The sequence below is a fragment of the Brevundimonas sp. genome, assembly GCF_030704825.1.
Taxonomy (GTDB): Bacteria; Pseudomonadota; Alphaproteobacteria; order Caulobacterales; family Caulobacteraceae; genus Brevundimonas.
In genome coordinates, this window is the sequence record NZ_JAUYNX010000006.1 from 1 (window position 1) to 11,095 (window position 11,095).

An 11,095-nucleotide genomic window follows, 5' to 3' on the forward strand; every position below is an offset into this window, starting at 1 on the left:
TGCTTGCGACACGGTCCCCGGACCGGACGAGTATCCCCCTCGCCCCTGACGTCCGACATCCATCGAACCCCGGGCGAACGCCTGCCTTCAATTGGCAGGCCGGAACCGGGCCCCCGCTTCTCCACATCCCGCCGCCAGATCGCGCAAGGCCTCTGCGCCTCCCCCGCGACGGAACGGGGCAGAGTCTCGCACGGGTCCGACATGCGGCTACGAAATGACGCTGCATTTCCGGAAAGGCACGGAAAAACAACGGGCGGATCGCGAAAATTGCTATGTCTGGAAATGAAATTGCAGCATCAATCGGGACACCCGGCGGTCGTCGGAGCCGGCATCCAGCCGTAGCCGGAGGCGGCTTGCGGCCGGATCAGCGCGCGCCGGTCCGCCGCTCACGAGGCCAGCGGCCGCGGCGAAGCCGACGGACACGCAAAAGATGTTCGAGGACCCTTGCTCTTCCAGGGGGAATTGTGGGCAACTCCGCGTCGATTATCCTTGGGGGGAATGTCGACATGGTTGTTCAAATGAACCGTTTCACCGCGGCGCGCACGTGGCGGCGCGTGCTTCTGGGAACCGTCGGCGGGGTCTGCCTGACCGCCGCCGCGGGGGCGGCGCTGGCGCAGACGACGGGGAGCGACGGCGTCTCGCCGGGCGGAGCGATGCCCCGGGACGGCGTGGTCCGGGCGCCCCAGATCGTCATCGCCAATCCGGGAACCCCCACCACGGCACGGGATCCGGAGAACGTCACCGGCGTCGGGCAGATGATCGTCGATCAGCAGAACGGTTTCATCGGCCTGTGCACCGCGACGTTGATCAATCCACGCACGGTGATCTTCGCAGCGCACTGCGTGAACGATCGCGCGGCCGGCGCCTATGGCGCCGCGTCGGGCGGCGTCCCGATCGGATTCGGCTTTTCGAGCAACAACAACGCCGCCGGGGCCAGCGCCTTCGGTCAGTGGCTGAACGGGCATCTGACCAACACCTCGCGCTACATGTACAACAGCAATCACGTGGCCTATCACCCGGCCTCGCTGGAACCCGACGCCGCCAGCTTCCTGTACGGCGACGTCGCCATGGCCTCGCTCGACACGGCGGCGAGCGACATTCCCAGCTGGGCGATGCTGTTCTCGGCGCTTCCCGCCACGCCGATCACCGCCAACGGAACCGGCTATCACGTCGCCCTGGCCGGCTACGGCAACAACGGCACGGGCACGACCGGCTCGACCGGCGGGATCGACTACCGCCGGCGCCTCGCCGAAAACATGCTGGGAGCCCTGGCCTCGATCGACGATTTCGAGAGCTTCCTGTTCGGCGGCTCCTCGGGTCTGCCGCAGAACCTGTACTGGATCGACTTCGACGATCCCCGTCGCGGCACGGCCCAGGCCGATGTCCGCGATTTCAACGCCTGGCGCGACAATCCTCTCCCCAACGAGGGCATCACCGCCTCCGGGGATTCGGGCGGGCCGCTGATTCTGGACGAGGAATTCGACCGACCGGTCGTGATCGGCGTGCTGTCGGGCGGCTACACCCGGTTCTTCAACGGCGCGCCGCCCAACGGCTACGGCACCGCGGCCTTCTACCAGCCGCTGTACCTGTACTGGGACTGGATCGCGGCCAACAATCCCTACCACTACGTCTCGGCCCTCGCGGGCGACGGCGACTGGAACGACGCCTCGCACTGGGTCACCAACCTCGATCCCAACTACCAGATCATCGGTCCGGGCGGCCAGCTGGTGAACGGCGTCCCGGTCGCTCCGGGAGAAGGCCCGAACGGCACGGACGGGGCCTTCGGCCAGGCGTGCTTCGAAGGACCGCTCAACGGCGGCTTCAGCGACTGTCTGGACGTCGCCACCGGCGTGACCACGACGGTGATCAGGCCGATCGGCACCGACGCGACGAACAGCGCCGCCGTCGCCGCGGTCGACAGCCTGGCCGGCGGGACCGGGGGCGAGGCGAACGCCGGCTTCGACGACGGGGCCGCCGTCCGGGTAGCCCTCGATTCGGGAACCAGCCCCGCCGCCGGCGTCGGCGTGGCCGCCCTTCCGGCCGCGACGCTGCTGAACGGCCTGCCGGGCGCGACCAACTTCACTCCCGTCAACACCGACGGAGACCGGCTGGCCGCCATCCCGCCCCGCTATTTCGACGTGACCCTGTCGGCCAACGGCACGACCACGCTCGGCACGGCGGCGATCATCGATCGCCTGACGATATGGGGCGCGGGCGCCGGGCTGAACATCACCAGCACGGGATCGCTGTACAGCAATATCGACATCACCCATCTGATCGGCACGCTCAACGTGGACGGCGACCTGGGGACCCGGGGCGACTTCTTCATGATGGCCGGCGGGCTGAGCGGGTTCGGCAGGATCACCACGCCCTACTTCACCAACATGGCGGGGGTCATCGCGCCGGGAACGCCCACCACGATCGGGACCCTCAGCTTCAACGGCGACGTCATCCTGGCCTCGGGAAGCGCCCTGTTGATCAATCTCGGCGCCAACGGGAGCTCCGACCGGCTGGCGGTCAGCGGTCACGCCAACGTCGGCGGTCTCGTCGCCTTCAACTTCGTGTCCGGAACCTCGCCGGCCTATGGCGACACCTATACCTTCCTGACTGCCCAGGGCGGCGTCTCCGGCGCTTTCACGACGACGCCGATCAGCGCGATCCTGAGGCCGGAACTCACCTATGGCGCGACCTCGGTGCGGGTGCAGATCGCGGCGGGCCTCTATGCCGACGTGGCGACCGACTCGCCGATCCAGGCCGCCTACGCCCGGCTTCTGGACCAGAACCGGGTCCAGTACGACCAGTTCGCGGACGTATTCGGTCCGCTCGACCTCGGCGACGCCGCATCGATCCAGGCGAACCTCGAGGCCCTGCCCCCGCGGGCGGAAACGCTCAAGACCGCCCTGGGGACGGCCGCCGTCAACAGCATGGCGCGCTTCTATCGCGGGCGCCTGTCCTCCGTCACGGCCGGCGACCTCGACGGCTCGCTGGAGGTGATCGGGCGGCCCGTCGACTACGCGCTCGCCGGTCGGGATTCCCTGGACGGAGGCCTGATCTCGCCGCTCGGCGAAGCCGGGGAGTCCGTGGTCGTCCCCGGGGCCCTGCCCGACAACATGCGGGCCTTCATCGCGGCCGGCTATCTGGACGGCCGCGGCGCGCCGATGAGCACCGCCGTCGGCGGCGGCGAGGACGAATTCGACGGCTACTTCATCGCCACCGGCGCAGAAACCGCGATCGACCCCCGAAGAATCGTCGGCTTCGCCCTGTCCGCCACCGACCTTTCCGGCGAGACCGCCGTCCTGCCCCAGTCCGCCGACGGCCAGCTCTGGCAGGCCGCCGTGTACGGCCAGTACCGGGGCGACGGCGGCCTGGTCCTGGACGGGCAGATCAGCTTCGGCCGTTTCGACGTCGAGACCCTGCGCATGGCGGCGGTCGGACCCAGCGTCTTCACCCTGCGCACCGAGGACGAAGCGGGGGTCGTGGGGGGCGAGATCGGCGCCGGCTACCGGATGCTCCGCCAGAACGTCTCGATCACCCCCGGCGTGTCGCTGCGCGCCAGCCGGATAAGCTACGGCACGACGGTCGAGACGGGCGGCGGGCCGGCGCTGCGGTACGAGCGCGACGACAGCACCTCGATCGAAGGCCGGATCGGCGTTTCGGTGAGCGGAACATCGCCGACCTTCCGGCCGTGGGCCAACGCCGCCTATGTCCACGCCTTCGAGGACCAGCCCGCGGCCTTCGGCGCCAATTTCGTCGGCGGCGTCGGCCCGGACGCGCTCTTCGCCCTGGCCAGCGACGACTCCGACTGGGCCGAGGTCGGCCTCGGCCTGGACGCGATCCGCGACACCTGGCGGGTCACCGTCGCCGCGGAGACCACCCTGGGCCGCAGCGACGTGGAGAACCGGTCCTATCGCGCCGAGGTGGCGTTCCGCTTCTGACCGGGAGCGGGAGCGGGAGCGGGAGCAGGGGCGGGGCCGGAAGGCAGACGCTCGCGCTCCCGCCCGCGACCGCCTATCTCCACCCCCATGCGCCTGAGAGTCGTCGATCTTGAAACCAGCGGCGGGGACCGGACCTCCGAGATCATCGAGGTCGGGATCGTCGATGTGACGCCCGACGGGCAGGGCGGCTGGAAGGCGTCGCCGCCCGTGACGAAGCTGTTCCGGCCGCGGGGCGAGATCTCGTTCCACGCCATGGCGGTGCATCACCTGACGCCCGACCACTTTTGCGAGGACGATCCGCACTGCGACGAATACGCCCTGCGCGAAATGTTCGGCGCCCAGCCGGCCGATGTGATGGTGGCCCATTCGGCGCGGTTCGAGCGGGGGTTCATCGCCGATACGGCGCACGGCGGCCTGCCGTGGATCTGCACCGTGCGCTCGGCCAAGCAGGTCTGGCCCGAGGCGCCGGGACATTCCAACCAGGTGCTGCGCTACTGGCGCGGGCTGAAGCTGGACCCGGCCCTGGCCGATCCGGCCCACCGGGCGGGGCCGGACGCCTGGGTGACGGCGCATCTGCTGATCGACATGCTGAAGGTCGCCACGGTCGAGCAGATGCTGGCCTGGACCCGGGAGACGCGCCGGCTGGAGCGGATTCCGTTCGCAAGCATCGCGGCCGGCCGTGGTCCGAGCCGCCCGACGACTATCTGCGCTGGATGGCCGGGCAGGGGGATATGGACGCCGATGTCGTGGCCGCGGCGCGACAGGAACTGGACCGTCGCGCAGGGGGCGTCATCGGGGCTCTGGCGGAGGCTCCCGACGCGGGCTAAACCGGTCGTCCGGGGCCGCCTTTCGGAGTATCAGGTGAAGATTGCCGAACGCTGGTTCGTGATGGCGGGCGTGGCCCTGCTGGGGGCGATCGCCCTCGCGGGCCTGATCGTGGCCGTCTATGCGGCCTGGCTGTTCCACGACCTGCCCGACGCCTCGGAACTGGCCGACTACCGGCCGGCGACGGCGACGCGGGTCTATGCCGGCGACGGCACCCTGATCGGCGAGTTCTCGGACGAGCGGCGCATCTATGTGCCCTATGAGCAGATTCCGCTGCCGGTGGTCCAGGCCTTCCTGGCGGCCGAGGACCGGAACTTCTTCAACCACGGCGGCATCGACGTGGGCGGCCTGGGCCGGGCCATGTTCAAGAACATCTTCAACGCCGCCACCGGGCGACGGCTGGAGGGCGGTTCGACCATCACCCAGCAGGTGGCCAAGAACGTGCTGCTGACCAACGAGAGCAGCGTCAACCGCAAGGTCAAGGAGGCGATCCTCGCCAACCGGCTGGAAGCGACCCTGACCAAGCCGCAGATCCTGGAACTGTATCTGAACGAGATCTTCCTCGGCTATCGCTCCTATGGCGTGGCCGCGGCGGCCTACAACTATTTCGGCAAGTCGCTGAGCCAGCTGACGCCGGACGAGGCGGCCTTTCTGGCGGCCCTGCCCAAGGGGCCCAACAACTATCACCCCAAACGCCACCCCGAAGCCGCGCTGGGACGCCGCAACTGGGTGCTGGGCGAGATGAACCAGAGCGGCTGGCTGACCGACACGCAGCTGGTCGCCGCGCGCGCCCGGCCCCTGGTCGCCCAGGACGCCCCGCGCCGGGCCCAGTACGCCGACGCCGACTTCTTCGTCGAGGAGGCCCGCCGCCAGGCCATCGCCCGCTTCGGCCGCGAGGAGGTCAATCGCGGCGGCTACTATATGCGCACCACCCTCGACCCGTCGCTGCAGTCGGCGGCGCGCAACGCCCTGATGCACGGACTGGAGAACTACGACCGCCGCCACGGCTGGCGCGGACCGTGGGGCACCACCGATTTCGCCGAGGGCTGGCAGGAGACCGCCCTGCGCGGGGTTCGTCCGCCCGAGCGCCGCGCCTGGCGCGCGGCCGCGGTGCAGAGCGTCGCCGGCAACAATGTGCGGGTCGTCAGCGCCGCCGACGGCGCGACCGGAACCCTGCTGGCCGAGGACGCCGCCTGGGCCAACGCCAACCGGCAGTTGCGGCGCGGCGACCTGATCTTCGTCGAGCCGCGCGGCGGGCAGTTCGCGCTGAAGCAGGTGCCCAACGTCAACGGCGCCCTGGTGGCCATCGAGCCGCAGTCGGGACGGGTGCTGGCCATGGTCGGCGGCTATTCCTACGCCCTGTCCAGCTTCAACCGCGCCACCCAGGCCGAGCGGCAGCCGGGCTCGGCCTTCAAACCCTTCGTCTACGCCACGGCGCTGGAGGGCGACTACACCCCGGCCTCGATCGTGCTGGACGCGCCGATCAGCTTCGCCGGCGGCGCCAACGGCGGCCGCTGGAGCCCGGAGAACTACAGTCGCGAATACTACGGGCCGCAGTCGCTGCGCCGGGGGCTGGAGCTGTCGCGCAACGTCATGACCGTGCGCCTGGCCCAGGCCGTCGGCATGCGCAATGTCGTGGACCTGTCGAAACGGATGGGCGTCGCCGACAACCTGCAGCCGAACCTGTCGGTGTCGCTGGGGGCGGGCGAAACCACCCCCTACCGCCTGACCGCGGCCTACGCCGCCTTCGTGAATGGCGGCCGGCGGGTCGACCCCTATCTGATCGAACTGGTCCAGGACCGCGACGGCGAGACCATCTTCCGCGCCGACGAGCGCCGCTGCCGTGACTGCGGCCGGGCCTTCAGCGGCCAGGAGTCGCCGCGGCTGGAACCGCGCGGAACCCAGGTCATCGATCCGATCACCGCCTATCAGATCAGTTCCATGCTGGAGGGCGTGGTCCAGCGCGGCACCGGGGCCAGCGCCCGGGGCCTGGGGCGCTGGGTCGGCGGCAAGACCGGCACAACCAACGAATACCGCTCGGCCTGGTTCGTGGGCTTCACCACCGACATCGTGGTCGGGGTGTTCATCGGCTTCGACGACAACCGTCCGCTGGGATCCGGCGAGACCGGGGCCACGGGGCCGGTGCCGGTGTTCACCGAATTCATGCAGGCGGCGCTGCGCGAGCGTCCGGCGCGGCCGTTCGTGCGGCCGCGGAACGCGGTGTTCCGCACCGTCAACGGCATCGAGGAAGCCTTCCGCCCCGGCACCGAACGCCGTCGCGAGGAGGAACGGGCCCCGGCCCCCGAGATCCCGACCGGCCCGCAGAACTACAATGAGGTCGTCCGCCGGGAACAGGAGGAGGCGACGGGCCAGCCGCCCTCGACCGCCCCCGCGCCGCCCGCGACCCCGCCGCCGCCGAAGAAGGAGCCGGCGGAGGATCTGAGCGGGCTGTACTGAGGCAAGGGCGAGGGGGCGAAATCCCTCGCCCATCCTCTCTCGCCCTTCCCCTTTTCCCCGGCGCGCTCTATGTCCGCGCCTCACTTTCGTATCGCCGGAGAATGCGATGAGACCGGATGTCGAGGCCATGAAGGCCGACATCGAGCAGAGCATCGCTCTGCTCAGGAGGCGTCTTTGACTGGGATGTCGCGCTTCGAAAACTCGATGAGCTGAACGCCCGGGTCGAGGACCCGACGCTGTGGAACGACCCCGAGGCGGCACAGGCCGTGTCGCGCGACCGCTCGCGGCTGGCCGCCCAGATCGACACCGTCCGCGAGATGGAGACCGGTCTGGAAGAGGGCGTCATGCTGGCCGACATGGCCGACGAGGAAGGCGACGAGGCGACGCTGGAGGAGGCGCGCGCCTCCCTGAAGGCGATCAAGGACCGGGCCGGCCGCGCCGAGCTGGAGGCGCTGCTGTCCGGCGAGGCCGACGGCAATGACGCCTATCTGGAAGTGAACTCCGGCGCCGGGGGCACGGAGTCCTGCGACTGGGCCGGGATGCTGCTGCGGATGTATTCACGCTGGGCGAAGGCGCATGGTTATGAGGTCGAGCTGGAGGCCGAGGAATCGGGCGACCAGGCGGGCATCAAGTCGGCCACCATCCTGATCACCGGACCAAACGCCTATGGCTGGCTGAAGTCGGAATCGGGCGTGCACCGGCTGGTGCGCATCAGCCCGTATGACGCGGCGGCCAAGCGGCACACCTCGTTCGCCTCGATCGGGGTGTCGCCCGTCGTGGACGACGCCATCGAGATCGACATCAATCCGTCCGACGTGCGCACCGACACCTATCGCGCCTCAGGCTCGGGCGGCCAGCACATCAACAAGACCGACTCGGCGGTGCGCCTGACGCACATTCCGACCAATACGGTGGTGGCCTGCCAGGCCGGCCGCTCGCAGCACCAGAACCGCGAACAGGCGTGGAAGATGCTGCGCGCCCGGCTGTACGAACTCGAGCTGCAGCGGCGCGAGGCGGCGGCCCAGGCCGTGGCCGACGCCAAGACCGACATCGGCTGGGGCCACCAGATCCGGTCCTACGTCCTGCAGCCCTATCAGATGGTCAAGGACCTGCGCACCAACGTCGAGACCTCGGACACCCAGGGCGTGCTGGACGGCGACCTGGACGCCTTCATGGGCGCGGCCCTGGCGGCCCGGGTCGGCGAGACGCGCGGCAGCACGGTCGAATAGAAAAAGGCCCCGGATCGCTCCGGGGCCTTTTGTCTTTCGGGTCCGCGGATCAGGCCGGCGGCTTCATGTCGATGATCTGGGGCGCGGGCTCGGCCGCCGGTGCGGACCGCGCCGGCGCGGTCGGGGCAGGCGCCTCGCGGCGGCCCTGCAGGACCCGGCCCTGGAAATAGGCGCCGATGTCGATGGACATCTGTTCGGCGGTGATGTCGCCGTCCACGTAGGCCGTGGCGATCAGCTTGACCTGCTTGCCCGAGATGGCGCCGACGATGCGGCCGCGCACCTCGACATAGTCGGCCGAGACATTGCCCTCGACCGCGCCGGTCTCGCCGACGATCAGGCGGCCGACCCGGACGTCGCCCTTGATCGAGCCGTCGATCTGCAGGTCGCCGCCGCCCGTAATATTGCCGTCGAACTGCAGGTCCGAGGACAGGGTGGACAGGCCGCGCTGGCTGACCGGGGACGGGCCGGCCGAACGCGGCGCAGCGCCGGTGGAGGGCTGGCCCGGCGTCGGCAGGTCGGGCAGGGGCGGGATGGACGAGCCGTTGTCGGCGCGCGACTGGGGCGACGGGGCGGGGGATTTAGTCTTGTTGAACAAGTTGGTCTCCGGCTCTCATGAAGCGGGCGGGGTTCTGGGGGCGGCCGTCCATCCACACTTCGTAATGCAGATGCACGCCAGTGGAGCGTCCTGTGGTTCCCATGGCGCCGACGCGCTGGCCCAGCGTGATGCGCTGGCCGGGCGAGACCGCCGTGGCGTTCAGGTGTGCGTAGCGCGTCTTGAAACCGCGTCCATGATCTATCTCAACGGTGTTGCCATACCCTGAACGCACACCGACGAAAGACACGATTCCGGGAGCCGGGGCGTAGATCGGCGTATTCAGAGGGGCGGCGAAGTCCTGGCCCTGATGCAGGGCCGGGCGGCCGTTGAAGGGATCGAACCGGACCCCGAAGCCCGAGGTGGTGCGGGCCTGGGTCGGGCGGCGGAAGGGCATGCCCTCGGCGGCGTTGGCCAGCGACCGCATGTCGGACAGGTTGTCGGCGGCGTGGCGGATACGCACGGCGAAGGCCTCGTCCACGTCCAGCACGGCGGCCAGGGCCCGCGGATCGCGAGCCTCGACCAAGGGGCCGCCCAGGGCGGCGTCGTGCGGCGCATAGGCGGCCGGATTCAGCCCGGCCAGGCGGAAGGCCAGGCGCAGCCGTTCGGCGCGGGTGTGGGCCTCGGTCTCGGCCCGGGCGATCAGCCGCTCCTGGTCCATGCGGACCGCGACCATGCGCTGCACGGGCGAGGCGCGGCCGGGGTTCAGGGCCGGGGCCGGGCGCAGCGCCTGTTCGGCGCCGTCGACGCCGCGGAACATGCCCATGACCTGGGTCAGGGCCGCGTGGCGCCGTTCGACCATCCGGGCCATTTCGTCCAGCGAGCCGGTCGTGGCGGTCATGCGCACGACGGCGCTGTCCAGCCGGGCCTGCAGATCGGCGTTCATGCGTTCGGAGGCGGCGCGGGCGCGGGCGACGGTCCGGTCGGTCTGGCTCTGGGCCACCATGTCGAAGACCAGGCTGCCGGACGCCATCACGGTCCAGCCGCCCAGCAGCACCGCGGCCACGGCCCCGAGCGCCTGTTTGCCGGGCGTCAGGGCCCAGGCGCGGACGTCATCGCCGTCGCGCAGATACAGGTATCGGGTCGGAAACCACTTTCCCAGCAGAGACCGCCTGACGGTCGGCTCTTGTTCGGTCATCACGCAACGCCCCCACGTACGACGGAGGCTTATGCGCCAGTGCACAGGTTGGGTACAAGGCTGTTCACGACTTGTTAACCATCTTGCCCTGTCTTCGCGCGAATAACATCGGTATTCGCCTCCCGAATTCGCTTGGCAGGCGAGTCAGCGAATCTGGCGGGCCGGTTCGCGAATCTATGTAACGGCCGTTACATCTCCGCGGGCGGCAATCGATCCGTGTTCAGAGCGACTGGACGGCCGCCAAAACTTCCGCGGCGTGACCCTTGACCGCCACCTTGCGCCAGACCCGCCGCACCACGCCGGCCCCGTCGATCAGGAAGGTGGCGCGTTCGACGCCCATGTACTCGCGGCCGTAGAGCTTCTTCAGGACCCAGACGCCCCAGGCGTCGGTGACATCACCGGGCTCGTCGGAGGCCAGCACGACCTTGAGGTCGTATTTGGCCTTGAAGCGGTCGAGCTTTTTAACCGGGTCGCGGGAGACGCCGATGACGGACGCGCCAGCCTTGTCGAAATCCGCGATCAGGGCCGAGAAGTCCTGGCCCTCGACAGTACAGCCCGGGGTGTCGGCCTTGGGGTAGAAGTAGAGCACGACCGTGCGGCCCTTGAAGTCGTCGAGGGAGACGCGGCCGTCGCCGGCCGTGGCCATGTCGAACGCGGGGGCTTTCGAGCCTTCGGTGATATCCATGGTTCACTCCCGTCATCCTCGGGCTCGACCCGAGGATGACGGCGTGATCAGCCCACCAATCGCAACGGCGGCGGCGTCTCCAGCATCGTCGCCAGCCCCTCGCGCCAGGTCGGATATTTCGGACGCCAGCCCAGTTCCGCCTTGGCCAGGGCGTTCGAGACCCGTTTGGAGTCCAGATAGAAGCGCCGCATGGCCTCGCTGACGCTGTCGTCGGTCCAGTCGATCTCGGGCGGG

The 11,095-nt window shown here is 69.6% G+C and carries 6 protein-coding genes and 1 pseudogene; 3 read left to right on the forward strand and 4 right to left on the reverse strand.

Annotated elements, in window-relative coordinates:
- Positions 1 to 518 precede the first annotated feature (518 nt).
- The 3 genes from Q8Q71_RS02595 (at position 519) to prfB (ending at position 8,446) form a co-directional block, all read left to right on the forward strand.
- On the forward strand, positions 519 to 3,935 hold the full coding sequence (locus tag Q8Q71_RS02595) for an autotransporter domain-containing protein (protein ID WP_305758080.1): 3,417 nt from the start codon (positions 519 to 521) through the stop codon (positions 3,933 to 3,935).
- Positions 3,936 to 4,823: 888 nt separating this feature from the next.
- The gene (locus tag Q8Q71_RS02600; RefSeq protein ID WP_305758085.1) at positions 4,824 to 7,217 is read left to right on the forward strand and encodes a penicillin-binding protein 1A; all 2,394 of its coding nucleotides are present in this window, start codon (positions 4,824 to 4,826) and stop codon (positions 7,215 to 7,217) included.
- A 106-nt stretch (positions 7,218 to 7,323) separates the two neighbouring features.
- A protein-coding gene (prfB, locus tag Q8Q71_RS02605; protein WP_305758081.1) for a peptide chain release factor 2 occupies positions 7,324 to 8,446 on the forward strand; the annotation gives its coding sequence in 2 pieces (ribosomal slippage) (positions 7,324 to 7,392 and positions 7,394 to 8,446; 1,122 coding nt in all).
- A gap of 49 nt (positions 8,447 to 8,495) precedes the next feature.
- On the opposite strand, the gene Q8Q71_RS02610 is transcribed toward prfB, so the two are convergent.
- The 4 genes and pseudogenes from Q8Q71_RS02610 to Q8Q71_RS02625 all read right to left on the reverse strand — a co-directional run.
- Positions 8,496 to 9,041: a polymer-forming cytoskeletal protein gene (locus Q8Q71_RS02610; protein ID WP_305758082.1), complete on the reverse strand. Its 546-nt coding sequence runs from the start codon at positions 9,039 to 9,041 to the stop codon at positions 8,496 to 8,498.
- Positions 9,025 to 10,176, reverse strand: coding sequence for a peptidoglycan DD-metalloendopeptidase family protein (locus Q8Q71_RS02615; RefSeq protein WP_305758083.1), 1,152 nt, complete (start codon positions 10,174 to 10,176; stop codon positions 9,025 to 9,027). Before Q8Q71_RS02615 ends, Q8Q71_RS02610 begins: the two co-directional genes overlap by 17 nt.
- A gap of 220 nt (positions 10,177 to 10,396) precedes the next feature.
- Positions 10,397 to 10,861: a peroxiredoxin gene (locus Q8Q71_RS02620; RefSeq protein WP_305758084.1), complete on the reverse strand. Its 465-nt coding sequence runs from the start codon at positions 10,859 to 10,861 to the stop codon at positions 10,397 to 10,399.
- 47 nt (positions 10,862 to 10,908) lie between these two features.
- A pseudogene (locus Q8Q71_RS02625) lies at positions 10,909 to 11,095 on the reverse strand (SDR family NAD(P)-dependent oxidoreductase); the annotation flags it as partial.

What these genes read in the sequence shown, in the direction of transcription:
- Q8Q71_RS02595 (WP_305758080.1), top strand. Translation starts at nt 519, where the DNA reads ATGAACCGTTTCACCGCGGCGCGCACGTGGCGGCGCGTGCTTCTGGGA.
- Q8Q71_RS02600 (WP_305758085.1), top strand. Translation starts at nt 4,824, where the DNA reads ATGGCGGGCGTGGCCCTGCTGGGGGCGATCGCCCTCGCGGGCCTGATC.
- Q8Q71_RS02615 (WP_305758083.1), bottom strand. Translation starts at nt 10,176, where the DNA reads ATGACCGAACAAGAGCCGACCGTCAGGCGGTCTCTGCTGGGAAAGTGG.
- Q8Q71_RS02620 (WP_305758084.1), bottom strand. Translation starts at nt 10,861, where the DNA reads ATGGATATCACCGAAGGCTCGAAAGCCCCCGCGTTCGACATGGCCACG.